Below are 22,707 nucleotides of genomic sequence, written 5' to 3' on the forward strand. Positions count from 1 at the left end.
AGTCCCGCAATTTGATCAAATTCAGCTTACTATCGGACAAGCTGAGGACGCAAGCGAATTCTGCTGCGGATGTTTTGTGGCAGATGCCGGTTCAGATGCCGGTTGATGCGGCCAAACACCCAGATCAGGCCCAGCGTCAGCAGCACGAAATACATCGCGACAATCGGATACGGGATGAAAGGGTTAAAGGTTTTGTCCGCGAAATAGTTGGCATAATACAGCGCATCGCCCTGTTGGCTCAGCGCCGGAAAGCCCGAGAAAAACACCAAGGTCGTGGACTGAAACAGAAAAATCGCTTCGTTGGTATAGCCGGGCCATGCCAGCCGCAGCATGGTCGGCCATTGAATGCGGCGGAACTTGTTCCATCCGGTGATGCCATAAGCCTCGGCAGCCTCAAGATCGCCTTTCGGGATCGAGCGCAAAGCACCGTAGAAAATCTCGGCGGAATAAGCGGCGGTATTCAGAAACAGCACGATCAGCGCCCCGGCCCAGGCCTTGGTCAGCCAGGACGCGGTTACGGTCAGGCCGAACACCTCGATGCCTGCGCGCGGCAGCGTCACAAGCAATTCATAGGCAAGGAAGAACTGGATGAACAAAGGCGAGCCGCGAAACACAAACACGAACCATTCGGCAGGTTTGCGCACAAATGGGTTATGGGCAATGCGCGCCAAGGCCAGCGCATTGGCCAGAAAGAACCCGAACAGCAGCGCCAAGACACCGAAATACACGTTCCAGATCAGCCCCGAACCAATCAGGGTGAATTGCTGGCACAAAGTGAAATCGGTTTTCGGCAGCAGTTTCGCGCCAATCCCGATGGAGCGCAGCGCGTAATCGGTGAAGGTTTCCCAGCAGCTCATATCGCGGCCTTTCGCATCGCTTCGCCAGCAGCGGTGGCTTGGCCGCGCGACAGCCGGTTGGCAATCCAGCTCAGCACGATCTCCGAAACTTTGGTCATCAGCAGGTAGAACACCAGCAGGCCAAGGAAGTAATACAGCCGCCAGTCGGGGTGTGGATAATCATAGGCTTGGGTCTTGGTGCCGCCCAATTCGCGGGCGTAATAAACGATATCCTTGACCGACAGCAGGAACAGCAGCGGCGTCGCCTTGATCAGGATCATCCACAGGTTGGTCAGGCCGGGCAGGGCGTAAGTCCACATCTGCGGCACCAGCACGCGGCGAAACACTTGACCGTGGCTCATCCCATAAGCCTCGGCAGTTTCCAGCTGCGCGCGCGGCACCGCCTGCATCGCGCCATAGATCACATTGGCCACGAACGCGCCGAACACGATGGCAAAGGTGATCACCGCAAGGCCAAAGCCATAGGCCTGATTGACGAAGGCCGAGGCCGTGGCAAGCGGCACTTTTGCCTCGGGGCAGACGTGGAATTCCATGCCGCGAAACACCGGCAGGCTGGTGTCGGGGCAGACGCGCAGAAAGTTCAGATATTCGATGCCCTGATCAAGGGCGATGACGAAAAACAGGAAATAGACAATATCGGGCACCCCGCGCACCATCGCTGAATAGGCTTTGCCCAGCCAGCGCAAAGGCGCGATCTGACTGCGTGCGGCCATAGCACCGCCAAAGCCCAAGGCCATCGCCACCGGGGCGGTGATCGCCAGCAACAGCAAGACGGTGACAAAAGACCAATAGAAATCGAGATGCTTCCCCGAGGTCAGGTAGCATGTGGCCCAAGTCAGGCCCTCAATCGCTTTGGGGTCGGCGCAAGCTGCAAACATCTGATCTGCCCGGAATAAAGCGGCCCCCCGCGCGTGGCAGGGGGCCTTTGCGGATTAGAACTTCAGGCCTTCGGCACCGAAATACTTCTCGATCAGCGCGTTCAGGCTGCCATCAGTTTTCATCGACTTGATCGCGGTGTCGAGTTTGCCTTTCAACTCGGTATCGGACTGGCGCAGACCCAGACCAACGCCGCCACCGATCGAGATATCTTCACCCACGAAAACGAGGGCACCGTTGGACTCAGCCTCGAACGGGCGCAGGTAATCTTTGTCGGCAAACACCGCCGCAGCTTCGCCGTTGCGCACCGCAGCCACGGTTTCATCGGGGGTGGGGAATTCCAGCAGCGTGGCACCCGATTCCGCGACATAAGCCGCCTGAATCGTGCCAACCTGTGCCGAGACGATGCCGGTTTTCACATCGGCATCGGCGCTGGCAGCCAGATAGGCCGAAGCGGCTGGCGGGTAGTAGTTTTCCGAAAAGGTGATGACCTTCGACCGCTCATCGGTGATCGACATGCCCGCGATGATCACATCGTAGTTGCCCGATTGCAGGTTGGGGATGATGCTGTCCCACTCGTTGGTGGTCCAGGTGCATTCCAGCGCCGCCCGCTTGCAGACCTCATCGCCGAACTCACGCTCGAAGCCTGCCACTTCGCCCTTGTCGTCGATAAAGTTGAAGGGGGGGTAAGCGCCCTCGGTGGCCAGACGCACCACGTCAGCCGATGCAAAGCCCGCGGTCATGATCAAGGCCGTCGCAAGAAGCAGTTTTTTCATTGTCGTCTCCCAGTTGGTTAGTCGTCGTTTGGTTTGGTTTAATGCGCGCCCGCAGACAGAAAGCCGCGCAGACGCTCGGTCTTGGGGTTGCCGAACAGCTCAGCCGGCGGGCCTTCTTCCTCGATCTTGCCCAGATGCAGGAAGATCACGTGATCCGAGACATCGGCCGCCAGTTTCATGTCATGCGTCACCAGGATCATCGTGCGCCCCTCATCGGCCAGCGCCTTGATCACCTTGATCACCTCTTGCTCCAACTCGGGGTCCAGCGCCGAAGTTGGCTCGTCAAATAGCAGCGCACGCGGTTCCATGCACAAGGCTCGCGCGATCGCGGCGCGTTGTTGCTGCCCGCCCGACAGCATCGCAGGCCAAGCATCGGCCTTGTCGGCAATGCCCACCTTGGCAAGATATTCCCGCGCCTTCGCCTCAACCTCTTTCGGATCGCGCTTCATCACCGTCACCGGCGCTTCCATCACGTTCTGCAGAATCGTCATATGCGACCACAGGTTGAACTGCTGAAACACCATCGAAAGATTGGTCCGCATCCGCGTCACCTGCGCCCGGTCCGCCGGGTGGCGGCCAAGGCCCTGACCCTTCCAGCGCACCGGCTCGCCCTCAAAGCGGATCTCGCCCTGCTGGCTGTCTTCCAACAGGTTGCAACAGCGCAGCAGCGTCGATTTCCCCGACCCGGACGAGCCGATCAGCGACACCACATGCCCGCGCGGGGCGGTCAGATCGACGCCCTTCAACACCTCAAGCGAGCCGTAGCTTTTGTGCAGATCGTGGATCGCAATGACGGGTGTCTCGGCAGATTCGTTCACTTGGGGGCCTTGAATTGAGGGCAGGTGATTGAATAGGGCGCATAATGCGCGTCATTGCAACGGGTTTCCCCGCGCATTTTGGCAAGGCTTTGGGCGTTTTGCCTAAGACTTGTGCGCAAGCTGCGCAGGTGAGGCCGGGGTGGGCACCGCAAGATAGGCGCTGGCCGGAATGGCCACCAACCCCTTCAGATGCAGCACGGCGCGGTCAGCATCGCTCAAACCCGCAATCGCCGCCGCGGTCACGCGGAAATACAGCGCCGCATCCGCGCCCTTGGCGGTGATATAGGGCAGCACCGGGGTCGGCGGCTCGGTGCGGGCGATTTCGCGCAGCTTCGCGGCGAACGGCTCGTAAGTGGTCAGCAACTTCCAGGTCAGCGCATCAATCGCCGCCAGATCGGCCCGCTCATCCGCCACCGCCAGCGCCGACAAACGATGCCCGCCGGTCTGCAAACTGGGCGGAAAATCCAGCCCATGCGCTGCCGCATGGTTCTGTGGTGCCGCCCAACCCGACTGGCTGAGGTCCTCGTTATAGGCAAAACGCGCGCCCGAAAACTCGGCCAAAGTGCTGCGGGCGTCATCAAAACGGGCGACAAACACCGAATTGTAATGCCCCGGCGGGCAGCCCGGCAGGCCATAATCCGGTGTGCCGATCAGCGTCACCTGATCGTGCAGCTTGGCGCGAAACGGAAAGCCGCAGGTCTGCGAGAACACCAGTTCCGGCGATTGCCACGCATCCCAATACGCATGTTCTCCGCGTGTCAGCGCATCGGGGGCGGCAATCCCCTCGGCACGCAGGCCATCGCGGATCGCAACCCAAAGCCGATCATTGGCGGCCGCCGTCTCAGCCCGGTCATACATGCCCAAAGATGCAATCATGGTCTATCCGCCCTTTGCCGTGCTTGCGCTGATTCGACATCCGTCAGCCCCAGCAGATTGGCCAGCAGCCGCATTTGCTGATCCTCCGACGCATCGCGCTGGCCATCGGCAAGCGCCACCGACCAAAGCGCCTCAAGCAGACCGGCCCGATCCTCAACCGGCACAGCGGCCTTCAGCGCGCGGGTAAACCGCACGGTATCGGGCGCCTGCAATTCCAATTCCTCGGCCTGCGCCCGCAAGGCTGCGGCCTCGAACGCATCCAAGCCGTTGCGGGTCATCAGGATTTTCTCGATCCGCTCGACCTCTTCGGCGGCGTAAAGCCCATCGGTGCGCGCGACGCGCACCAAAAGTGCCGCCAGCGCCAACCGCGCATCGGGGTCGGCCAAACGGGGTGGGGCGGGAGCCAGAAGGCTGCGAAGGATTTCTGCAAACATACCCGCAGAATAGGCGGGCATTTTGCGGATGCCAAGCGGTTACGGGCGGCGGATTTGCCCCGAACTGATCGCCACGGCGCTGCCCTTGATCCGCACCGCACTCGGCCCTTGCGGACTTGCATCGATGCTCAGCCCGACCACGCTGGGGCGACCCATCTCGATGCCTTGGCGCAGCGTCAGGCTGGTGGTGCCGGGGCCGATCGCAGCACTGGCCCAAAGCTGGGCGGCAAGAATGGCGCTGGCCGATCCGGTGGCCGGGTCTTCCGGGATGCCTGCGGTGGGCGAAAACATCCGCGCCTGATAATCGCATCCGTCGCCGGCAGTATACAGATAGGCGCTGTCCACCTCGGCCAGCGCCATCAACGCCGACCAATGCGGCTCGTGCGGCTTGGCGCTGCCAAGCGTTTCCAAACTATCCACCGGCACATACAGAAAGCGCGGCCCGCCCTGATGGGTGGCGGGGCGGTGATTGGCAAAGCCAATCTGGCCTGGCACAAGCCCAAGGCTCGCCGCGATCAGATCACGCGGCAGATCGGTTTTCACCGTGAAGGGCACGACGGGGGCGGTGAATTCCGCAGTGATCTGGCCGCCCTTCTGCACAACTTGCACCGGGACAAGGCCCGCTTCTTCTTCCAACGTGATTAGCGTTTCAAAATCGCCACTCTGCGCCATGCGCGCCAGATGAATGGCGCAGCCAACGGTGGGGTGGCCCGCAAACGGGATTTCAGCGGTGGGGAAGAAAATGCGGACGCGCGCCGTGTGGGCGGGGTTTTGCGGCGCCTGCACAAAGATGGTTTCCGAAAGGTTGAACTCGCGCGCGATGGTCTGCATCTGCGCAGTCGTCAACCCATCCGCCCCCAGAACCACCGCCAGAGGATTGCCCGAAAACGCGGTTTCCGTGAACACGTCAAGCGTATGAAATTCCAGCATGTGAAAGCCCCGTTCCGGTCGATGTTTGCGCCTATGTCGGTGCAGCATAGGCACAGTCGGCAAGCTCTGCCACAGGGATCGAACGCACAGCGTTTCTCAGGATTTGAAGCAAAACCACTACATATTGTGGAAAGCGGGGGGAAATTGGCGGCTTAACACAAGTCATTCCCAGCTGGGAATGATGCAGCGCCAGCCGAAGGCAACCGCCAAAGGCCAAAGGCGGTCGTGCCTTACAACGCCTTGAACTTCGCCTCGATCCGCGCGGCTTCCTCGGCCAGACCGTAAGGCGGATTGACGATGAACATCCCCGACCCCTCCATCCGATGCCCTTCACGCGCAGGCGGAAAGCGCACCTCTGATCGCAGGCCTTCCGGGAACTGCGCCTGCAGCGCCTTCAGCATCGGCCCATGCGGCCCCCCCACCAGCAAGGGATACCACAGCGCGATGATGCCGACGTTCCATTTGCGATTGATATTGGCGATGTGCTTGGGGATGGCGTCGTAATCGGCCTTCACCTCATAGCTGGGATCAATCAGCATCATCCCCCGGCGCGGTGTCGGCGGGGTGATGGCAAGCGCCAGTTCGAAGCCGTCCTTCTGGTAGATATGCGCAGACCACGGGTTCAGGGCATGGCGCAGGTGCTGATGTTCCTGCGGATGCAATTCGGCCAGATGGATCGTATCCTGATCGCGCAACGAAAGCGCCGCGATCAGCGGAGAGCCGGGGTAGGCCATCGGCCCATAGCTGGCGCGCACCTCATTCAGACGCTGGCGGTAGGGGTGATCCTTGGCGAACCAGCCTTCCGCAATCGCGATGCCGGCCTCGGCCTCGCCAGTTTTCAGCGCTTCCTCGCTGCCTAGATCATAAAGGCCCCGACCTGCATGGGTCTCGATATAGGTCAGCGGTTTGTCTTTCTGGATCAGGTAATCCAGCATCGCCGCCAGAAGCGCGTGCTTCTGAACATCGGCGAGGTTTCCAGCATGGAACAGGTGTTGATAAGACAGCATGACGCTGTCCTATCAGGGGCGCAGACGGTTACAAGATGAAATCCGAAGCCTGCATGCTGGCAACCTCGTTCATCAGGATGCGGAAATCAGCACGGCCATCGCCGTTCAGATCGCCCATGACAAAATCGCCATCAAAGCGCAACTCGCCAGCGTGGCGGGTGAAATCAGTGGTGATAAAGGTAAAGGCCTGATTGCCCGCCACTTGCACGTTGGCATCGATGGCCTGCAGGTTGAGCTTGTCATTCTGGGCGCGGCTGAAATCCATGATGATATCGGCCTGCGTCGCCGAAATCGGCGCATCGGCGGCGGATATGAAGATGAACCGATCCGCCCCACCACGCCCCTCTAGCACGTCAAAGCCCAAGCCGCCGGTCAGTCTGTTGGCGCCGTTCGTCCCCATCAGATCATCGTTGTTGTTCGATCCGATCACATTCTCGATCGAGATCAGCCGCTCTTGCCGGGTGGCGCTGGTCAAAGCGGTGCCAGCGGCCAGATCGACGGTGACGCCCACGCTGGTCTCATCGCTGCGGGGCAGGTAGCTGATGGTGTCCGAACCAGGTCCGCCGTGAAAGGTGTTTGCCCAGCCGACCGAGTGGAACAGATCATTGCCCGCCTCGCCGAAATACAGGCTTTTGAAGGTCTGCACCGCAAAAGTATCCGCCCCCGCCCCGCCAAACACCTGATCGGCGCGGTCGGTGCTGAACGAGCCAAAGCCGAGGCCGACATAGGTGTCATTGCCGTCGCCCAAGCGGATGATGTTGCCGAATTCCTTGTGATTGACCACGGCATCGTTGCCGATCCCGGCATCGACGCGGTTGCTGCCGCCCAGATCGTCGGTGCGGTTGAGGATGATGGTATCATCGCCCGCCAGCCCGAGTATCTGCAGCGCGACGTTATCGGCGACGGCGGATTGGCTGAAGCTGTCGTTGCCTGCGGTAAGGGTGATTTGGCGGCCCATGATGATCTCCTGTTGCTTGTAGGAGAGGTTTAGCAGGGGGCCGGAATGCGGGCTGTTCCTTGGGGAACATGGCGCGCGCGTCGTTTCGGCTGCGGGGAAATCTTAGCAATAAGGCATCAAGGATCGTCTGCTGGCGATTGCCGGGGATGGGGGCGTTTTGTCAGAGGCAGATTTAATAAGCGCAGATCGAAGCGTCATCGTTGAGCCAACATGCCCCATCCTGCACCAGATCGCCCAGCGGCGTGTGAGCATGGCCCGAAAAGGGCGTTTCGTTCCAGTAACCACTTGCCTTGCCGGGGGTATTCACCAGCACGACCGCAAAGAAACGGTCATCCTTGGTTGCAATGATGAAAGAACCGTCGGTATCGGTGGGGGTAAAGACGCATTTGCCCTTGATGATCGCCTTGCCATTGATGGTCAGCTTACAATCAGCGGGGCGGGCGACATCCACTTCGGCAGATGACGGCGAAGCAAGGCAGGTCAGGCAAGCCAGAGCAACAAACTTCAGGCGGAACATTGGACATCTTCCAACATGGACTTATCAAGACAGCACCAGACATGGATAACGCTATCGGATGCTGCGTTTTGTGGCAAGAAATCGTGCGGGAGTCCGTTATGCTTCTTTCGTGTCGGGTCTGAAATCGGCGTGCAGCGGGGCGGGATCGGTGCGTGAGATCACGCAGCCTACACCAACCGCTCCACCTCTTTCGCCGCCCGTACAAAATCCGCAAACAGCGGATGCGGCGCGAAGGGTTTGCTTTTCAACTCCGGGTGGAACTGCACGCCAATAAACCACGGGTGGTCTTTGACTTCGACGATCTCGGGCAGCCTCCCATCCGGGCTCATGCCGCTAAAGATCAGGCCGCATTTTTCCAACTGCGTGATGTATTGCGCATCGACTTCGTAGCGGTGGCGGTGGCGTTCTTCGATGGTGGTGCTGCCGTAGATTTCGGCGACATGGCTGCCGGGGGTCAGGGCGGCGGTGTAGGCGCCGAGGCGCATGGTGCCGCCTTTGTCGTCGCCGACCTTGCGGGCGACGACGTGGTTGCCCTGGATCCACTCTTTCAGGTGATATACGACGGGGGTGAAGCGTTTCGCCCCGGCCTCGTGGTCAAACTCCTCAGAACCGGCGTTTGTGAGGCCTGCGAGGTTGCGGGCGCTCTCAATCACCGCCATCTGCATCCCTAGACAGATGCCAAGGTATGGCACCTTTTTCTCTCGCGCGAATTGCGCGGCCTTGATTTTGCCTTCGGTGCCACGCTCGCCAAAGCCGCCGGGGACGAGGATGGCGTGGAAGTCTTGCAGATGCGCGGCGGGGTCTTCGCGTTCAAAGATCTCGGCGTCGATCCATTCGGCGCGGACCTTGGTGCGGTTGGCCATGCCGCCATGGGTCAGCGCCTCGGCGATGGATTTATAGGCGTCTTCCAACTGGGTGTATTTGCCGACCACGGCAACGCGGACTTCGCCCTCGGCATGGGTCAGGCGGTCCATCACATCGGTCCAGCGCGCGAGGTTCGGCTTCGGCGCGGGGGTGATGCCGAACGCGTCCAGCACGGCCTGGTCGAGGCCAGCGCGATGGTAGGCGAGGGGGGCTTCGTAGATGGTTTTCAGATCATAAGCGGGGACAACGGCCTCTTTGCGGACGTTGCAGAACAGCGCGATCTTTTCCAGTTCGCGTTCCGGGATCGGGTGTTCCGAGCGGCAGACGAGGACATCGGGGGCGAGGCCGATGGATTGGAGTTCCTTGACCGAGTGCTGGGTGGGCTTGGTTTTCAACTCACCACTGGCGGCAAGGTAGGGCAGCAGCGTGAGGTGCATCAGGATCGACTGGCCGCGCGGGCGTTCGTGGATGAACTGGCGGATGGATTCGAAGAACGGCAGGCCCTCGATATCGCCGACGGTGCCGCCGATCTCACACAGCATGAAATCGACTTCTTCATCGCCGATGCGCAGGAAGTCTTTGATTTCGTTGGTGACGTGGGGGATGACCTGGATGGTCTTGCCAAGGTAATCGCCGCGCCGCTCTTTCTCAAGCACGTTGGAATAGATACGGCCCGACGATATGGAGTCGGTCTGGCGGGCGTGAACGCCGGTGAAGCGCTCGTAATGGCCAAGGTCAAGGTCGGTCTCGGCGCCGTCGTCGGTGACGAACACTTCGCCATGTTCAAAGGGCGACATCGTGCCGGGATCGACGTTCAGATAGGGGTCGAGTTTGCGCAGGCGGACGGTATAGCCGCGGGCTTGCAACAACGCTCCCAAAGCCGCCGAAGCGAGGCCCTTGCCAAGTGAGGACACCACGCCGCCGGTGATGAAAATATAGCGTGCCATGTGGGGGCCCCCGTGAATTTGGTTGAAACGGCTCTGATTCGTCAGCGTGGAATCACAGCATCACGGGAGTTGAGCAATAGCTTAAGCCAAGCCAATGCGCAACCCGACCGCTAGATGCTGTCGGTTGGCGGTGTTGCGCAGCAACAGTTGGTGTCAGTTCGAGGCAGGCGGCGCTGCGGGGGCGGTGGCGTCCGGGGTTGCCGGGGCGGTGGTTGCCGGAGCGGTCGCTGCGGGCGGGGTCGCCGGAGCCGTGGCGGCGGGCGGTGCTGCCGGGGTGCCGTCGGTCGAGGGCGGCAACAGATCACCGCCTGCGGGCAGCGCCGGAGCGGGGGTTTTGGCGGCAGGTTGTTCTGCGCCGATCTGGTCGATCACCGACGCGGTCGAAGCCGAGCGCGAGGCGAGGATGGTCATGCTGATCGAGGTCACGATGAACATCGCCGCCAGAACCCATGTGATCTTGCCCAAGGCGGTCGCTGCGGCGCGGCCCGAAATCGCCCCGCCGGATGCGCCCATGCCAAGCCCGCCACCTTCTGACCGTTGCAACAGCACCACGCCGATCAACAGAAGGGCGAGGATCAGGTGGATGGTGAGGATGACGTTTTCCATAACGGGCGGGGCTTTCTCAAAAGGTCGCGGCCTAGATAGGCGGATGCGGGCAGGCGCGCAAGCCCTTCGGGGTTCTCGGGTCATCCTCTGCGCGCAAATATCCCCGCCGGAGGCTTTCTCGGCCAGCCGAAGAAGCCTCCGGCGGGAGTATTTATGCCAAGATGAAGCGCTGGACGGCTGCTATACGGCGGCTATTCTGCGGCGGTGCAGACGGCAGAGAGCTTGTTGCCGTCGGGGTCGCGGACATAGCAGCTATAGAAGTTAGGGTCGTAGCGCAGACCGGGGGCACCTTCGTCAGTACCGCCATGGGCAAGGGCTGCGCTGTGGAAGGCATCCACCGCCGCGCGCGTTGCGGCTGTGAAGGCGGGCATCGAGCCATTGCCGACGGTGGCGGGTTTGCCATCGAAGGGCGGGTTGATCCAGACCAGCGGCTTTGCGGCGCCCGTGGGGCCATAGCCGATTTCGCCATCAAATTCGCCCATGAAATGCAGGCCGATGGTGGCGAGGGTGGCATCGTAGAAGGTTTTGGATCGGGCGAGGTCGTTGGTGCCGAGGGTGATGTAGAGCAGCATTAAAGGGGCCTTTCGCAGACAGCGGAGAGTTTGTTGCCATCGGGGTCGCGCACGTAACTGGCGTAGAAAGATGGGCCAAACGGGCGCAGGCCGGGGGCACCTTCATCGCTGCCGCCATGCGCCAAGGCCGCGGCATGAAAGGCATCGACGGCGGCGCGGGTAGAGGCGTCAAAGGCGGGCATGGTGCCGTTGCCAAAGCTGGCGGCTTGGCCATCATAGGGCTGGGTGATCCAGAGCCGGATGCGGTCGGATGGCAGGCCATAGCCGATCTCGGCGTCTTCCTCGGCGCGCAAGATCAGACCCACATGCGGCATCACCGCATCGTAGAAGCGTTTGGATCGGGATAGATCGTTGCTGCCGAGGGTCAGGTAGAGCAGCACTATTCCTGCACCTCGTCCACCGTGGCTTGGCCGGAAAGCCGCTGGCGGATGATGCTCCACGACAGGCCGATGCCCAGCACCACCGACAAAGCGAAGATGCCCAGCCAGAGGTTCAGCGACGGGTTTTGCAGGGTGAGGATCTGGTAGTCGATCAGCACCCAGACCAAAGCGCCGACGATGGCCGCCACCAGCACGATGCCGAACGCCCCGATCGAGCGCAGGGTGGCCCCTATATAGACCAGATAGCCCACGCCCAAGAGCAGACCCAGCAGGAACGTCAGCGGCATCTGGGTTTGCCAGTTCGCCTCGGCCCAGCGGGTGAAGTTCCATTGCGTCGGGTTGTAGGTGGCCGCAAGCAGGATGAATGCCCCCAGCCAGCGCAGGATAATGCCCATGGTTTTGCCCTCTTTTGGTCTTTGGTGGCGCATCTGCGCGCGCCTGTCCAGCGACCTTGCGTGATTTAGCGGTTTCATCGCCCGGCATGTGTCGCTATAGGTCGCACGGTTTTTCCAGAACGCGAAGGATATGCCGTGGCCAATGTTGTTGTCGTCGGCGCCCAATGGGGCGACGAAGGTAAGGGGAAAATCGTCGATTGGCTCTCGGAGCGGGCCGACGTGATTGCGCGCTTTCAGGGCGGGCATAACGCCGGGCATACGCTGGTCATTGACGGCAAGGTCTACAAGCTGAGCCTGCTGCCCAGCGGGATCGTGCGCGGCGGCAAGTTGTCGGTGATCGGCAATGGCGTGGTGCTGGACCCTTGGCATTTGGTGACGGAAATCGAAAAGCTGCGCGGGCAGGGGGTGGATATCAGCCCGGACAATCTGATGATTGCCGAGAATGCGCCGCTGATCCTGCCGATCCATGGTGAGTTGGACCGCGCGCGCGAAGGCGCTGTCGGTATTGCCAAGATCGGCACCACCGGCCGCGGTATTGGCCCGGCCTATGAGGATAAAGTCGGTCGTCGCGCCATTCGGGTGGCGGATCTGGCCGACGAATCGACGCTGGAGACGCGGGTGGACCGTTTGATGGGCCACCATGACGCTTTGCGTCGGGGTCTGGGGATCGCGCCGATTGATCGCGCGGCATTGCTGGAAGCGTTGCGGGCGATTGCGCCCCAAGTGCTGCCCTATGCCAAGCCGGTGTGGAAGGTGTTGACCGAGGCGCGCAAGGCGGGGAAGCGGATTTTGTTCGAAGGCGCGCAGGGTGCGCTTTTGGACATTGATTTCGGCACCTATCCGTTTGTGACCTCTAGCAACGTGATCGCGGGGCAGGCGGCAACGGGCACGGGGCTGGGGCCGACGGCGATTGATTTCGTGTTGGGGATCGTGAAGGCCTATACCACTCGCGTCGGCGAAGGCCCGTTCCCGGCGGAATTGTTTGATGCCGATGGCGACCGTCTGGGCGAGCGCGGGCATGAGTTTGGCACGGTAACGGGGCGCAAACGTCGCTGCGGCTGGTTTGACGCGGTTCTGGTGCGCCAGACCTGTGCGACCAGCGGTGTGTCGGGGATTGCGCTGACGAAATTGGATGTGCTGGACGGTTTCCCGGTGCTGAAGATATGCGTGGGCTATGATCTGGACGGTGTTCGGCTGGATTACCTGCCGACCGCTGCCGATCAGCAGGCGCGCTGCACGCCGATCTATGAAGAAATGGAAGGCTGGAGCGAGAACACCGCTGGCGCGCGGTCTTGGGCCGATCTGCCGGGGGCTGCGATCAAGTATGTCCGCCGGATCGAGGAATTGATCCAATGTCCGGTGGCGCTGCTGTCCACCAGCCCTGAACGGGATGACACGATTCTGGTGACGGACCCCTTTGCGGATTGATCTGCCGGTTTAGCTTACACTGCGCCCCTTGCTGCGATGCAGGGGGCGTTTTGGTTTCAGGAGGGTGCAATGGCGCTGAGTTACAAGGCCCGGAAGCGGTTGTCGCTGCTGATCCTGCTGGTCGGGATGCCGATTTACGTGGTGATTGCGGTCAATCTGATCGACAGCATAGATCGTCTGCCGATCTGGGCCGAGGTTCCGGCCTATATTGTGTTGGGGGTGGCGTGGATTTTGCCGTTCCGCTCTGTGTTTCTGGGTATTGGGCAGGTCGACCCGGATGCGCCGGTTGAGCGGCCCGTTGATCGGCAAGAGTGATCAGATACGAAAACAGCCGGAACGTTCCCCAACGTTCCGGCTGTTTCATGGGGCGCGCGTGGCAGCCGCGGCCCTGTCGGGTTGCCTCAGGCGGTAAAGCGAAGTGCTTCGGCCAGCAAGGGCGAATGTTCGGTCATCGAGAATTGACCGCGTTTGACTTTGGCGATGCGGCCTTGGCGCAGCAGGGTGCCAAAGGCGCGCAGGCGGTCTTCGCGGCTGTGATCAGGTTCGTCGATCAGCGATTCGAGTTGGCGCATCACCAGCGGGCGGCTGAAGTTCGGGCGGCCCAGCACTTGCGCGCAATAGACCGCTGAGGCTTCCAGCAGTTCTGGCAGGGTATTGGCCCCCAGTTTCTCGGCGAAATCGGCGAAGTTCTGGCCATCGGCGAAGAAATTGCCGTCGTCTTCGGCGCTCAGCGTGTCTTCATCGTCGAAATCGTCGGCTTCGCCGCCGATCAGGCTGTCTTCATCCGGCATCGCCTGCATGGCGGCCATGCTGGCCGCACCGCTGACACGGCGGGGGCGCACGGGCATCACCACACGGGGCGCGGCAGGTGCCGCGACGGGGGCGATGGCTGCTGGCGCGGTGGTTGCGTTCAGGGCCGGGGCGGGTTTCGGGCGGTCGATCCGCTGTTCCGACACCAGAACCAACGGCGACAGGCGTTCGGCATTGGCGGCGGCGCGGGCTTCGATGCTGCTGTCAGCAGGCTTGGCGCGCACAACGCTTTCCAGATCGTGACGGTAGATGTCTTGACGGTCGGGTTGCGGGCGGCCGGGGTTGGCGGCTTTGATCTGGCGTTCAGCCTCGGTCGCGGCGACGGCGGCTTTCAGATGCGAGATCGCGGCATGGCGGCGGCGGTTGTCTTCATCATCCATCACCGAATTGGTAGCGGCCATCAGGCGGGTGACGGCATCGTCATCCGATTCGGTTTCCAGCAGTTTGCGGGCCTCGGCCTGCGGCGTGGCCTCGGTGGCTTCGGCGGCGACTGGGGTTTCGGCGTTCAGCAGGGCTGCAACGGCATCCGCCTCGGCGTTGGTTTCGGGTTGTGGTGCGGCGGGCGCATCGGCGAGGGCGGCGGCAAGGCGGGCGTCGTCCTCTGCCGCGGTCTCGACCGTGCGCGGGGTGATTGTGCGGACCGGGCGCGTCGGGCGCACCGGGGCTGGCGCAGCCGGAGCCTCGGCTTCGAGTGCGGCGAGTTCGGCTTGCAGGGCGGCCTCGGCCTCGGGCGACAGCAGCGAAGTGGTGGGCGGTGCAGCAGCTTCGGGCGCGCGTGGGGCGTCGGCGCGGCGGATCTTGATAACACGGGCGCGGGCGCGCTGAATTTTTTCGCCGGGTTCGCGTGCGGGTTCGGCGGCAACAGGCTCGGCGGCAACTTCAGGCTCGTGTGCTTCAACCGGGGCCGATGTTTGCGGCGCGATGGCTGCGGCTGGGGCGGCTTCCAGCACAGACGACAGAATGTCGTCTTCGCTGTCGTCATCTTCGGCGACCAGAGCATCGGCTGCGGCGATCAGGGATTCGTCTTGCGCATCAGCTTCCACCGCGGCTGCATCAGCATCGGCCTGCAGTTGATCGTTCTCGGCGATCAGGGCACCCAGATTGGCCAGCATATCCTCATCGGCATAGGCCGCAGCCTCGACCACAGGGTCATGCTCGGGCAGCAGATCGGCCAGGATCTCATCGTCGTAATCTTCGGCGGCAAGATCGTCTTGCGCGGTTGCGGCGGTGTCTTCGATCACCAGGTCTTCGTTGGCGATCAGGCTTTGCGGTTCGGGCAGATCATCGCTGAACGCGGCGGCAAGATCGGAATCGGTTGCGGGCGCCAAGCTGAGGTCTTCGTCATAGCCTGCGTCGGCAGCGGGCAGCACTGCGTCAAGCGCTGCAAGATCGGCCAGATCGGCCAGATCGGCGTCATCGGCGTCATCGGTTTCGGGTTCTGATGCGTCGATGTGATCAATGGCCGGTGCGGCTGCGATCAGATCATCCTCGGCGGGCGCAGGTTCAGCCACTTCGGCCACAGCCTCGGGCTCGGGTGCGGCCAAGGCGGCGATATTGGCGAGGATATCGTCGGAATGTTGATCTTCGCTGTAATCTTCATCAGCCAAAGCGGCGGCTTCGGCGACATGATGGATGGCGGGTTCGGCTACGGCGGCGACTTCGGCCACAGCCGCGGCAACGGGGGCCGGAGCAGGAGCTGCCTGTGCAGCGCGCAGCCGGGACAGCCGTTCAGCCACGCTTTCGCCATTGCCATCCACCGCGGCGGTGCCAGCAACAGATGGGGTGGGCGCAGGTGCTGGGGTGGCAAGGGCGGGGGCGACCAGTGCTGGGGCATCGGCGTCGCCGGCACGCAGGATCACGCCGTTGTCTTGAATCTTCGCCTCAACCCGGCGCTGGATTTCACGCTCGGCAATGCGGTGCAGCATGGCGGCATCGGGGGTGGGCGGTTCGGCCCCGAAATAGCGGTCTTCGGCGGCGAGATCGCGGAAGTATTCGGCAATGGCCTTCATGGTGTTGAAGGGCTCGTCGAAACCTTCCAGTGTGCAACTGAAAGTTCCGTAAGATACGGTAAGAATTTTACTTGCACCGATCATCGGGATGCCGCCTTTACAAAGTTCACGTCGTCAACCTGCACTGCGCTTTGTTCAATTCCGTGGACAGAACAGGGTAATTTGAAGGATTGATTGTGTCCACGGCAGGGGATTTCTGCCGCAATTCGAAGAACAGTATCGGGATAATACAGGTGATTGTCGACTCAAAGCAGGGGGTAACTTTGGCGGGCGGCGGGCCGTTCGGCAAGGCGCAGCTTACCCGTGCGTTGCGATTTGCCCCAAGAATTGTTGGGGCTGACGGCGGGGCGGACCGGCTTTTGGCGCTGGGGGTCGAGCCTGAGGCAGTGATCGGCGACATGGATTCGATCAGCGATCAGGCGCGCGCACGGCTGGCGGGGCGGTTGTTTCCGATTGCAGAACAAGTCACCACCGATTTCGACAAGGCGTTGCGCTCGATCACAGCGCCTTTCGTGCTGGGAATCGGCTTTGCCGGGGCGCGGCTGGATCACGGATTGGCGGTTCTGAATGCGCTTGCGCGCGCGCCCGAGCAGCGCTGTCTGGTACTATCGCCGCAGGATGTGATCTTTCTGGCGCCGCCCGCGCTGCGGCTGGATTTGCCGCTGGGCAGCCGGTTCTCGCTGTTTCCGATGGCCCCGGTGACGGGGGAAAGCCAAGGTCTGCGCTGGCCGTTGCAGGGCTTGGATTTCGCCCCCGATGGCATGATCGGCACCTCGAACGAGGTCAGCGGCCCGGTCGAGATGCGGTTTTCGGCGCGCAAGATGCTGGTGATCCTGCCGATCAGATCTCTGGCGGCAGCACTGCGCGGGCTTGGTGTTGCGTCACCCGCTCGCGGTGGATGACGTAAAGCCCCGAAGCCACGATAATCGCGATGCCCGCCCAGGTCAGCGCATTGGGGAAATCGCCGAACACCAGATAGCCGAGGGTGACGGCGGTGACGATTTCCAGATAATGCAAGGGCGCAAGGGTAGAGGCGGGCGCGAATTTCAGCGCCACGGTCATGCACATATGCGAGGCCGCCGCCCAAAAGCCGACGCCGAACAGCCAAAGCCAGGTCAGCCCCTGCGGCATCACCGGGTCAAGCTCGGTGATGCCACTGCCATTGGCCCAGAGCATGATCGGCAGGCAGATCAGGCTTCCGGCAATCGACGTGTGCAGTTGTTGCGTCACAGGGTGCATCCCGGTGGCGATGGCTTGGGTGATCAGCATGTAAAACGCAAAGCAGAACGCCGAGATCAGCGGGTAAAGGGCAGCGGTGCCGTAGTGGGTCAGCGAGGGCTGGATGACCAGCAACGCTCCGGCAAAGCCAACTATGGAGGCCATGATGCGGCGCGGGCCGACCGGGTTGCCGAACAGCATTTTGCCAAGCAGCAGCAGGATGAATGGTTCTATGAACACAATGGCCAGCGCGTCGGCGATGGGCATGACTTGCACGCCGGCTACAAAGCCATAGGTCGAGGCGATCAGGAACATCGCGCGCAGGGTGATCAGCGCGGCGGTTTTGCCCGGGATGCGCAGGGGCAGCCGCATCAGCAGGGCGATGGGCAGCATCAGCGCGCCTTGGACAAGAAAGCGGGCGGTGGTGATCTGCCCGACCGGGATCGTCGCGGTAGCGAGTTTCGATGCAGTGTCCAGCAGCGGGGCCAGCACGCAGAAGGCAAGCATCAGCAGAATGCCGGGAAGGATACGGTCTTGGGTCATGCCCTATGGCTAGCGGGGTGGTGGCGGGGTGTCAGGTCTGAAAGCGACCTCGGGCGGTGATGGTGGAGCCTCCGGCGGGGATATTTGGGCAGAGAGGATGCACCAAGGGCGGAGAACTGCGGCGGGCCGGGGGACTAGAGGGGGCGTTGCAGCCTCCGGCGGGGATATTTGCGCGCAGAGGATGGGCGGTGGCCCTGCTTATCGTGGGCCACCAACCAGCGATCTGCGCGATCAGCAGTTCGGCACGTTGACGGCAAGGCCGCCGAGCGAGGTTTCCTTGTATTTCTCATGCATGTCATGGCCGGTCTGGCGCATGGTTTCGATACAGACATCGAGCGAGACCAGATGCTCGCCATCGCCGCGCAGGGCAAGGCTGGCAGCCGAGACGGCCTTGATCGCGCCCAGACCGTTGCGCTCGATGCAGGGCACCTGCACGAGGCCCGCGACGGGATCACAGGTCATGCCAAGGTGGTGTTCAAGGGCGATTTCGGCGGCGTTCTCCACCTGCATCACCGTGCCGCCCAGCACCGCGGCCAAGGCGGCGGCAGACATCGCGGCGGCAGAGCCAACCTCGGCCTGACAGCCACATTCGGCGCCGGAAATGCTGGCATTGTGTTTGCAAAGACCGCCGATGGCCGACGCGGTGAGTAGAAACTCAGCGATCTTTTGGGTGGACGCGCCGGGAACGTGATCAAGATAATAGCGCAGCACCGCTGGCAGCACGCCCGCCGCGCCATTGGTGGGGGCGGTGACGACTTGGCCGCCAGCGGCGTTTTCCTCATTCACCGCCATCGCATACAGCGACATCCAGTCGTTGATTGTGTGCGGTGCGGTCATGTTCAGTCCACGCTCGGCCAACAGGGCATCGTGGATGCCTTTGGCCCGCCTGCGCACTTTCAGCCCGCCGGGCAGGATCCCGGTGCCCTCCATGCCGCGGGAAATGCAGTTGTTCATCACCTCCCACAGCCGGGCGATGCCTTGGTCGATCTCGGCCTTGCTGCGGAATTTCAGCTCGTTGGCGAGTTTCATCTGCGCGATCGACAGGCCCGAGGTTTTCGCCATCGCCAGCATTTCGGCGGCGGTCTCGAACGGATAGGGCACGTCGGCCTTGGCTTTAGCCTTGCCCGCGCCCGCTTCGGCGAGTTCGGCGGCGGTCAGCACAAAGCCGCCGCCGATGGAGTAATAGGTTTCCTGCAAGATCACGTCGCCCTGCGCGTCAGTGGCGCGCAGGATCATGCCATTGGCGTGGCCGGGCAGGGCGGGGCCGTAGTCAAACGTCAGATCGGCTTTCGGGTTGAAGCGCAAGGGCGGCAGCCCGTCGGCGTGGATGGTGTGGCTGTCGTTGATCGCGGCCAGCGTCGCCTCGGCCTTGGCGGCATCATAGGTCGCCGGATGAAAGCCCGCGAGGCCGAGAATAGTGGCGCGGTCGGTCGCATGGCCGATGCCGGTGAAGGCAAGACTGCCGTGCAGCGAGGCTTTGACGCCGCCGAATTGGAACGGCGAGGCGCGCATCAGATCGAGAAACCGCGCCGCTGCCACCATCGGGCCCATGGTGTGCGACGAGGACGGGCCGACGCCGACCTTGAACATGTCGAAAACAGAGAGAAACATGCGGAAGGGTCCGATCAGTAGGGGTTTGAGAACAGCGTTGTGGCGAGACCCTCGGCCTGCGCGCAGGTTTGCGCGGCGGGGGTGGCCTCAAGCGCCAGCAGGATCTTGTGCAGCGCGGGATGGTCGCTGGCGGGGCAGGGTTCGGCCAGCCAGCGCATCAGCACGGCGACATAATAGCCAAGGATCGACGGTTTGGTCGAAAGCCAGTCGGGGGCGTCGAGCGCCACCATGTTTTCCAACGTCGCCACCAGCGATTTCAGCTGTGCGGCCGCGATCGCCTTCACCGCCGCGGCGTTCTCGGCGCCTGCCAAACGCTCGGGGTAGTAATAGTTCATCGCCACCGGATGCAGGTTGTTCGAGGTGAAGAACAGCCACGTCAGAAACGGCCCGCGCTCGGGCGTGTTGGGGGCGGGGGCGAGTTTGCCGGTAACTTCCGACAGATGCAGCAGGATCGCTGCGGTTTCAAACAGCGTCGCATCCGGGGTTTGCAGGGCGGGGATTTTGCCCAAAGGTTGCAGCTTGCGATAGGCTGGGCTATCCAGCGCGCCGCCTGCGCGGTCGATGGGCGCGATCTGATAGGGCAGGCCCAACTCTTCCAGCACCAGTCGGACGATCAGGGCTGCCGAGTCTGGCGTGTGGTGCAGGATATACATCGCGCTCTCCTTGGTTTCGCGGCAGTATGGCGCAAGGCGGCGCGGACACCATGCAGAAACCGACACAATTTGGTGCGCAGCGGCGCGGGCTTGCCGGCCTTGTGTTTCATCTTGGCTTAAATACTCCCGCCGGAGGCATCCGACATATGCCAGAGGAGCCTCCGGCGGGAGTATTTAAGCCAAGATGAAATTGCCTTGGCGGCCAAGACCTGAAAGGTCGAGGCCGCCGGGGCGGGACGCAAATTTTAATCTTGTTTGAGCGTTTGGCTTGCCACTACCCAATGAAATCCCACAGCAGTTTCAGGTTCAGCGCGATGATCACCGCCGCGATCAGGATGGCCAGCGCCACCAGCCAGCGTGGGGCGGCTAGGGCGCCCATCTTGGCACGGTTGGCGGTGAACATCACCAAAGGGACCACGGCGAAGGAGAGTTGCAGCGACAGCACCACTTGCGTCAGGATCAGCAGCCGCCCTGTGCCCGCGCTGCCGTAGTAAAGCGTGACTCCGGCGGCGGGGATGATGGCGATGGCGCGGGTGATCAGGCGGCGCAGCCACGGCGCGAGGCGGATTTGCAGGAAGCCCTCCATCACCGCTTGGCCTGCGAGGGTGGCGGTGACGGTGGAGTTCAGACCACAGGCTAGCAGCGCGATGGCGAACAGGCTGGGGGCGATACCTGATCCGAGCAGGGGGCCAAGCAGTTGATGTGCATCGCCCAGTTCGGCGATCTCGGTCTGGCCTGCGGTGTTGAACGAGGCGGCGGCAAGGATCAGGATTGAAGCGTTGATCAACAGCGCGAAGGTCAGCGCCACGGTGCTGTCGATGGTGGCGAATTTCAGCGCCTCGCGCTTTTCGGTGACGCTGTCACCATAGGCACGCGTTTGCACGATGGCGGAATGCAGGTAGAGGTTATGTGGCATTACCGTGGCCCCGAGAATCCCCAGCGCGAGATAGAGCATCTCGGGGTTGCGCAGGATTTCGGTGGTGGGGGCGAAGCCTTTGATCACGTCTGACCAGACCGGATCCGCCATCGCGATTTGCAAACCAAAGCACACCGCGATGACGCCGAGCAGGGTGATGATGAAGGCCTCAAGCCAGCGGAAGCCCTTGGTTTGCAGCCACAGGATCAGGAACACATCCAGCGCGGTGATCAACACGCCCAGTTCCAGCGGAATGCCAAACAGCAGGTTCAGGCCGATGGCGGTGCCGATCACCTCGGCGATGTCGGTGGCGATGATGGCGATTTCAGCCGCCAGCCACAGTGGGATCGAGATATAGCGCGGGTAGGCGTCGCGGCAGGCTTGCGCAAGGTCGCGGCCCGAAGCGATGGCAAGCCGCGCGCAGAGTGATTGCAGCACGATGGCCATCAGGTTCGAGATCAGCGCCACCACCAGCAGCGTATAGCCGAATTTCGACCCACCGGCGAGCGAGGTCGCCCAGTTGCCGGGGTCCATATAGCCCACTGCCACCATATAGCCGGGGCCCAAGAAGGCGGCAAAGCGGCGCCAGGCGCCTTTCGGCAGGTTGACCGAGCGATGTACATCGGCAAGCGCGGCATCACCGCGCGGTTGTTTCCAATCGTTGGAAAGATCGAAGGGCGGGGGCATGGCGACTTTCTGATATTGAGAATTATTCGCAATGTAGCTTTGCGATGGACTCTGTCAAGCACCATGTGATTCCCCCCTCGCCCCATCGCTGTGCTTTGCCTATAAGGGCGCAACAGACTTAGGAGCCGCAGATGCCAGCCGACCTTTCCCCCATCGACAAAGCCAAATTCGTCGCTGCCAAACGGGCGGTGGATTTTATCGAAAACGGCATGAAGGTGGGTTTGGGCACGGGTTCGACGGCGGCGTGGATGGTGCGCTGTCTGGGCGAGCGGGTGCGCGAGGAGGGGCTGAAGATTGTCGGCGTGCCAACCAGCACACGCACGGCGGAACTGGCGCGGCAGGTGGGGATTCACGTCACCTCGCTGGATGAGGCGAAATGGCTGGATATCACCATCGACGGCGCGGATGAGTTTGATCAGCAGCTCGCGCTGATCAAGGGCGGCGGTGCGGCTTTGTTGCAGGAAAAGATTGTCGCAACCGCCAGCGACCAGATGATCGTGATCGCCGATGCCGCCAAGGAAGTGCAGCAACTGGGCGCGTTTCCGCTGCCGATCGAGATCATTCCGTTTGGCTGGCAGACCTCGAAGGCTTTGGTCGAAGAAATGCTGGTGTCGATGGATGTGCTGGCACGCGATGTGACATTGCGGATGAACGGCGACCGGCCTCTGGTGACGGATGAGAGCAATTATATTCTGGACCTGCATCTGAAGCGCATCGGCAATCCGCGGCAGTTGGCACTGGTGTTGAACCAGATTCCGGGCGTGGTCGAGAACGGGCTGTTCATTGATATCTGCGATATCGTGATCATCGGCCACGGCGATGGCCGGGTGACGGTGCGCGACATCAACTCGGGATCCGAGACGGATGATCAGATCTTGTTCGCCCCGACGGATAATATTTTCGTCGATCTGGGGGAATAGGGCGATCTCTTTGGCCGGGAACAGGCGATCCTCCGGGGGAGGATCGGCCCCGGCCATGTGGGAACCTGTTCTGTAAACCGCTTCAAGCACCATTGTCAG

Annotated in this window: 24 protein-coding genes; 4 read left to right on the plus strand and 20 right to left on the minus strand. The window is 62.1% G+C overall.

Annotated features, from left to right (window positions below):
• Nucleotides 1-29: 29 nt before the first annotated feature.
• The 15 genes from ACFOGH_RS01535 to ACFOGH_RS01605 all read right to left on the minus strand — a co-directional run bounded on the left by ACFOGH_RS01535 (nt 30) and on the right by ACFOGH_RS01605 (nt 11,813).
• Nucleotides 30-857, minus strand: coding sequence for an ABC transporter permease (locus ACFOGH_RS01535; RefSeq protein ID WP_380071289.1), 828 nt, complete (start codon nt 855-857; stop codon nt 30-32).
• Nucleotides 854-1,735: an ABC transporter permease gene (locus ACFOGH_RS01540; protein ID WP_380071290.1), complete on the minus strand. Its 882-nt coding sequence runs from the start codon at nt 1,733-1,735 to the stop codon at nt 854-856. Before ACFOGH_RS01540 ends, ACFOGH_RS01535 begins: the two co-directional genes overlap by 4 nt.
• A gap of 54 nt (nt 1,736-1,789) precedes the next feature.
• Nucleotides 1,790-2,509, minus strand: a complete 720-nt coding sequence (locus ACFOGH_RS01545) for a transporter substrate-binding domain-containing protein (protein WP_380071291.1) — start codon at nt 2,507-2,509, stop codon at nt 1,790-1,792.
• A 38-nt stretch (nt 2,510-2,547) separates the two neighbouring features.
• Nucleotides 2,548-3,327 carry an ABC transporter ATP-binding protein gene (locus tag ACFOGH_RS01550; RefSeq protein WP_380071292.1) on the minus strand — a complete coding sequence of 260 codons (780 nt, stop codon included), beginning with the start codon at nt 3,325-3,327 and terminating at the stop codon, nt 2,548-2,550.
• A gap of 102 nt (nt 3,328-3,429) precedes the next feature.
• On the minus strand, nt 3,430-4,203 hold the full coding sequence (locus ACFOGH_RS01555) for a phosphate/phosphite/phosphonate ABC transporter substrate-binding protein (RefSeq protein ID WP_380071293.1): 774 nt from the start codon (nt 4,201-4,203) through the stop codon (nt 3,430-3,432).
• Nucleotides 4,200-4,637 carry a tellurite resistance TerB family protein gene (locus tag ACFOGH_RS01560; protein ID WP_380071294.1) on the minus strand — a complete coding sequence of 146 codons (438 nt, stop codon included), beginning with the start codon at nt 4,635-4,637 and terminating at the stop codon, nt 4,200-4,202. Before ACFOGH_RS01560 ends, ACFOGH_RS01555 begins: the two co-directional genes overlap by 4 nt.
• 39 nt (nt 4,638-4,676) lie before the next feature.
• Nucleotides 4,677-5,567 (minus strand): PhzF family phenazine biosynthesis protein, encoded by an 891-nt coding sequence (locus tag ACFOGH_RS01565; protein WP_380071295.1) that lies wholly within the window; start codon nt 5,565-5,567, stop codon nt 4,677-4,679.
• Between the two features lie 230 nt (nt 5,568-5,797).
• A complete protein-coding gene (locus ACFOGH_RS01570; protein WP_380071296.1) occupies nt 5,798-6,574 on the minus strand; it encodes a 23S rRNA (adenine(2030)-N(6))-methyltransferase RlmJ in 777 nt (258 codons plus the stop codon).
• A gap of 28 nt (nt 6,575-6,602) precedes the next feature.
• Nucleotides 6,603-7,532: a hypothetical protein gene (locus ACFOGH_RS01575; protein WP_380071297.1), complete on the minus strand. Its 930-nt coding sequence runs from the start codon at nt 7,530-7,532 to the stop codon at nt 6,603-6,605.
• A gap of 172 nt (nt 7,533-7,704) precedes the next feature.
• Complete coding sequence (locus ACFOGH_RS01580) at nt 7,705-8,049, minus strand: hypothetical protein (protein ID WP_380071298.1); 345 nt, start codon at nt 8,047-8,049, stop codon at nt 7,705-7,707.
• A gap of 167 nt (nt 8,050-8,216) precedes the next feature.
• Entirely contained in the window at nt 8,217-9,860 is a 1,644-nt protein-coding gene (locus ACFOGH_RS01585; protein WP_380071299.1) for a CTP synthase, read from the minus strand.
• Nucleotides 9,861-10,013: 153 nt separating this feature from the next.
• A complete protein-coding gene (gene secG, locus ACFOGH_RS01590; RefSeq protein ID WP_380071300.1) occupies nt 10,014-10,466 on the minus strand; it encodes a preprotein translocase subunit SecG in 453 nt (150 codons plus the stop codon).
• 191 nt (nt 10,467-10,657) lie between these two features.
• Nucleotides 10,658-11,038 carry a VOC family protein gene (locus ACFOGH_RS01595; protein WP_380071301.1) on the minus strand — a complete coding sequence of 127 codons (381 nt, stop codon included), beginning with the start codon at nt 11,036-11,038 and terminating at the stop codon, nt 10,658-10,660.
• The gene (locus ACFOGH_RS01600; protein WP_380071302.1) at nt 11,038-11,418 is read right to left on the minus strand and encodes a VOC family protein; all 381 of its coding nucleotides are present in this window, start codon (nt 11,416-11,418) and stop codon (nt 11,038-11,040) included. Before ACFOGH_RS01600 ends, ACFOGH_RS01595 begins: the two co-directional genes overlap by 1 nt.
• Entirely contained in the window at nt 11,418-11,813 is a 396-nt protein-coding gene (locus tag ACFOGH_RS01605) for a DUF6524 family protein (RefSeq protein ID WP_380071303.1), read from the minus strand. Before ACFOGH_RS01605 ends, ACFOGH_RS01600 begins: the two co-directional genes overlap by 1 nt.
• 135 nt (nt 11,814-11,948) lie before the next feature.
• Between ACFOGH_RS01605 and ACFOGH_RS01610 the strand changes: the two genes are divergently transcribed.
• Nucleotides 11,949-13,241 (plus strand): adenylosuccinate synthase, encoded by a 1,293-nt coding sequence (locus ACFOGH_RS01610; RefSeq protein ID WP_380071304.1) that lies wholly within the window; start codon nt 11,949-11,951, stop codon nt 13,239-13,241.
• A 69-nt stretch (nt 13,242-13,310) separates the two neighbouring features.
• Complete coding sequence (locus tag ACFOGH_RS01615; protein WP_380071305.1) at nt 13,311-13,556, plus strand: DUF2842 domain-containing protein; 246 nt, start codon at nt 13,311-13,313, stop codon at nt 13,554-13,556.
• 86 nt (nt 13,557-13,642) lie between these two features.
• Here the strand turns inward: ACFOGH_RS01615 and ACFOGH_RS01620 are convergent, their stop codons facing one another.
• A complete protein-coding gene (locus ACFOGH_RS01620; RefSeq protein ID WP_380071306.1) occupies nt 13,643-16,060 on the minus strand; it encodes a hypothetical protein in 2,418 nt (805 codons plus the stop codon).
• 233 nt (nt 16,061-16,293) lie between these two features.
• On the opposite strand from ACFOGH_RS01620, the gene ACFOGH_RS01625 reads away from it, so the two are divergent.
• A complete protein-coding gene (locus ACFOGH_RS01625) occupies nt 16,294-16,962 on the plus strand; it encodes a thiamine diphosphokinase (protein WP_380071307.1) in 669 nt (222 codons plus the stop codon).
• Here ACFOGH_RS01625 and ACFOGH_RS01630 read toward each other — a convergent pair.
• From ACFOGH_RS01630 to ACFOGH_RS01645, 4 genes are all read right to left on the minus strand, one after another.
• Nucleotides 16,901-17,821 (minus strand): DMT family transporter, encoded by a 921-nt coding sequence (locus tag ACFOGH_RS01630; protein ID WP_380071308.1) that lies wholly within the window; start codon nt 17,819-17,821, stop codon nt 16,901-16,903. The two genes, ACFOGH_RS01625 and ACFOGH_RS01630, sit on opposite strands and share 62 nt — an antisense overlap.
• Nucleotides 17,822-18,052: 231 nt before the next feature.
• Complete coding sequence (locus ACFOGH_RS01635) at nt 18,053-19,432, minus strand: L-serine ammonia-lyase (protein WP_380071309.1); 1,380 nt, start codon at nt 19,430-19,432, stop codon at nt 18,053-18,055.
• Between the two features lie 14 nt (nt 19,433-19,446).
• Nucleotides 19,447-20,085 (minus strand): glutathione S-transferase family protein, encoded by a 639-nt coding sequence (locus ACFOGH_RS01640; RefSeq protein WP_380071310.1) that lies wholly within the window; start codon nt 20,083-20,085, stop codon nt 19,447-19,449.
• Nucleotides 20,086-20,359: 274 nt separating this feature from the next.
• The gene (locus tag ACFOGH_RS01645) at nt 20,360-21,688 is read right to left on the minus strand and encodes an Nramp family divalent metal transporter (protein WP_380071311.1); all 1,329 of its coding nucleotides are present in this window, start codon (nt 21,686-21,688) and stop codon (nt 20,360-20,362) included.
• 131 nt (nt 21,689-21,819) lie between these two features.
• On the opposite strand from ACFOGH_RS01645, the gene rpiA reads away from it, so the two are divergent.
• Nucleotides 21,820-22,608, plus strand: a complete 789-nt coding sequence (rpiA, locus tag ACFOGH_RS01650) for a ribose-5-phosphate isomerase RpiA (RefSeq protein ID WP_380071312.1) — start codon at nt 21,820-21,822, stop codon at nt 22,606-22,608.
• Nucleotides 22,609-22,707 lie beyond the last annotated feature (99 nt).

Source organism: Cypionkella sinensis (assembly GCF_042646385.1).
Classification (GTDB): Bacteria; Pseudomonadota; Alphaproteobacteria; order Rhodobacterales; family Rhodobacteraceae; genus Cypionkella; species Cypionkella sinensis.

What these genes read in the sequence shown, in the direction of transcription:
- ACFOGH_RS01535 (WP_380071289.1), bottom strand. Translation starts at nt 857, where the DNA reads ATGAGCTGCTGGGAAACCTTCACCGATTACGCGCTGCGCTCCATCGGG.
- ACFOGH_RS01540 (WP_380071290.1), bottom strand. Translation starts at nt 1,735, where the DNA reads ATGTTTGCAGCTTGCGCCGACCCCAAAGCGATTGAGGGCCTGACTTGG.
- ACFOGH_RS01545 (WP_380071291.1), bottom strand. Translation starts at nt 2,509, where the DNA reads ATGAAAAAACTGCTTCTTGCGACGGCCTTGATCATGACCGCGGGCTTT.
- ACFOGH_RS01555 (WP_380071293.1), bottom strand. Translation starts at nt 4,203, where the DNA reads ATGATTGCATCTTTGGGCATGTATGACCGGGCTGAGACGGCGGCCGCC.
- ACFOGH_RS01560 (WP_380071294.1), bottom strand. Translation starts at nt 4,637, where the DNA reads ATGTTTGCAGAAATCCTTCGCAGCCTTCTGGCTCCCGCCCCACCCCGT.
- ACFOGH_RS01565 (WP_380071295.1), bottom strand. Translation starts at nt 5,567, where the DNA reads ATGCTGGAATTTCATACGCTTGACGTGTTCACGGAAACCGCGTTTTCG.
- ACFOGH_RS01570 (WP_380071296.1), bottom strand. Translation starts at nt 6,574, where the DNA reads ATGCTGTCTTATCAACACCTGTTCCATGCTGGAAACCTCGCCGATGTT.
- ACFOGH_RS01575 (WP_380071297.1), bottom strand. Translation starts at nt 7,532, where the DNA reads ATGGGCCGCCAAATCACCCTTACCGCAGGCAACGACAGCTTCAGCCAA.
- ACFOGH_RS01580 (WP_380071298.1), bottom strand. Translation starts at nt 8,049, where the DNA reads ATGTTCCGCCTGAAGTTTGTTGCTCTGGCTTGCCTGACCTGCCTTGCT.
- ACFOGH_RS01585 (WP_380071299.1), bottom strand. Translation starts at nt 9,860, where the DNA reads ATGGCACGCTATATTTTCATCACCGGCGGCGTGGTGTCCTCACTTGGC.
- secG (WP_380071300.1), bottom strand. Translation starts at nt 10,466, where the DNA reads ATGGAAAACGTCATCCTCACCATCCACCTGATCCTCGCCCTTCTGTTG.
- ACFOGH_RS01595 (WP_380071301.1), bottom strand. Translation starts at nt 11,038, where the DNA reads ATGCTGCTCTACATCACCCTCGGCACCAACGACCTCGCCCGATCCAAA.
- ACFOGH_RS01605 (WP_380071303.1), bottom strand. Translation starts at nt 11,813, where the DNA reads ATGGGCATTATCCTGCGCTGGCTGGGGGCATTCATCCTGCTTGCGGCC.
- ACFOGH_RS01615 (WP_380071305.1), top strand. Translation starts at nt 13,311, where the DNA reads ATGGCGCTGAGTTACAAGGCCCGGAAGCGGTTGTCGCTGCTGATCCTG.
- ACFOGH_RS01620 (WP_380071306.1), bottom strand. Translation starts at nt 16,060, where the DNA reads ATGAAGGCCATTGCCGAATACTTCCGCGATCTCGCCGCCGAAGACCGC.
- ACFOGH_RS01630 (WP_380071308.1), bottom strand. Translation starts at nt 17,821, where the DNA reads ATGACCCAAGACCGTATCCTTCCCGGCATTCTGCTGATGCTTGCCTTC.
- ACFOGH_RS01635 (WP_380071309.1), bottom strand. Translation starts at nt 19,432, where the DNA reads ATGTTTCTCTCTGTTTTCGACATGTTCAAGGTCGGCGTCGGCCCGTCC.
- ACFOGH_RS01640 (WP_380071310.1), bottom strand. Translation starts at nt 20,085, where the DNA reads ATGTATATCCTGCACCACACGCCAGACTCGGCAGCCCTGATCGTCCGA.
- ACFOGH_RS01645 (WP_380071311.1), bottom strand. Translation starts at nt 21,688, where the DNA reads ATGCCCCCGCCCTTCGATCTTTCCAACGATTGGAAACAACCGCGCGGT.
- rpiA (WP_380071312.1), top strand. Translation starts at nt 21,820, where the DNA reads ATGCCAGCCGACCTTTCCCCCATCGACAAAGCCAAATTCGTCGCTGCC.